We start from the raw sequence: 1,848 nt of genomic DNA on the forward strand, positions 1-1,848 counted from the left end.
CATCCGGTCGGTGTCGGTGATCTGTGGATGCTGTACGACGTTGCGCAGGAGGCCTGGGCGGCCGGCCGGGCGGGCAGCGTGGTGGCGGTCGCCGCCTTCTACCTCGACAGGCATCTGGGAGTGCTCTCGGGACCGGACTATGTGGCTGGGCCCAATGGCTGGGTGCCGGGACGCAACTGGCTGGGGGGGACGATCCCTCTCCTTGACGTGGACCATGGCGGTTACCTCGGTGGGCCACGAGAGGTCATGAAGTGGGCCGGTGAGCAACCGTATGTGCTGCTGGCGAACGGCAATCCCCGTGGTGTCCAGGTAGCGGACCACAGGGACGGTCTGCATTGGGTGAGGGCTGAGGAGCTGGCGGAGCTGCTCAGGCATGATCCGGTGATGCCGACGGACGGCCCGGTGGTGCTCTTCGTGGATGGGGCCGGGGCGGGTGGTCTGGAGTTGCCCCGGCTGGTGGCCGACCGGCTGGGCGGCGAGAACCGCGTGGTGTGGGCCCCCGACGGAATACTCGCCTTCGAGGAGGATCCGCATACGGACTTCACTCGTCTGGTGCTGGATGACCGCAGGCGTGCTAGGCCGGTGGGCAAGTGGATTCCCAGCAGGCCCGGGTATGTCCGTCCGCCAGGTGCGGAACCGGGGTTCTTCCGCACGGTGGACGGCGAGGTGCATTCCGACCGTCGTGTGATGTGGCACACGATCTCCCGCCTGGATGATGCGGAAATCATTGGCCGGTCCAGCCTGAGGCCTCGGGCCACCGCCGAAGAGGAGCGGAGACTGTATCCTCTTCTGCCTTCTGCGGAGTACTGGGCCCGGGTATACCCGCACCGGGATGCTATGGGCCCTCTCCGTGCGTTGGATGGCCCGCAGATCGGGTATTGGGTGGTTGCCCACGGCAACGAGAGGGCCGTCACGTTGCGGCTGGACGGTGGCACCGAGGCGAAAGCGGATTACGGACAGCTCGGCGGGCTTCTGCGGCGCAGGCCCAGCTTCCAGAAGCTGCGCGCGGACCAGGCCGTACAGCTGCATGTCTGCCATGCGGGGTCACTGGCCCCGGGCCGTGATCGGCTGGTGGTTCCCCGTAACGGCCAGATGGTCGCCAATACCGTCGGGCGGGTGGTGCGTGCCATGCCCGAGAAGGTTGGTGTCACAGGCGTGACCTACGGTTCGGCGGTGCTGGCGGCGAATCCCACTGATGTTCCTGAGGTGTTCCCGCGGCTGTTCTTCCCCGAGCCGTCTGGGCGTGTGCTGGAGGGTCTGGTCGGCCGGTATCTGGGGGGTCCGGACGGGGTGCTGCCGGCTCAGCCGGAGGAGCGGATGCTTCGGATGATGCGCGCGGTCAACGAGATCTTCGGTATCGATCCCGCTTCTGATCCGAGGTTGCTGGAGGCGTTCGGGCGGCTTGAGTGGATGCGTCTGGCGGATGAGCATTATGCCGGGGCGCGGGGTGGGCCGCTGACCTGGGAACTGCTGGAGGAGATCGCCGGGCAGTACGCACAGCGGCAGGAGGCGTGGCAGCGGTCCGGTGTTCCCAGTGGCTGGCCGCTGCTTCGGGTGATGCGGGAAATGCTGGGCAAGGCCCTTGATCCGTGGGCCGGCAACCCGATGACCCTCACCTGGTTCCTTGACAACTCCTCAGAAGTTGCTGCTGTTCGGCTTCCCCGTGCCCTGGACCCGGCCTTCTGGAACGACGGCCCCCCCGACACCTGGCAAGAGATCCAGATGCCCGCGGCTTCTCCCCCCGTGGATTCTTCGGTGCTTCGGGGCACATGGGTTCCGGAGTTCGTGTCGCCCTCGGAGAACCCGGTGGGCAGGGAGGGGTGGTGGTCTCGTCGTGAGTGGGCGGCT

Annotated in this window: 1 protein-coding gene; it reads left to right on the forward strand. The window is 67.2% G+C overall.

The window, feature by feature from the left end; translation table 11 throughout:
* Positions 1 to 1,848, forward strand: a 1,848-nt coding sequence (locus tag ACP4J0_RS38350; RefSeq protein ID WP_426604054.1) for a lonely Cys domain-containing protein, incomplete at both ends; no start/stop codon positions are given.

Origin of the sequence: Streptomyces sp. WG7, from assembly GCF_049975785.1 — a bacterium.
Lineage (GTDB): Bacteria > Actinomycetota > Actinomycetes > Streptomycetales > Streptomycetaceae > Streptomyces.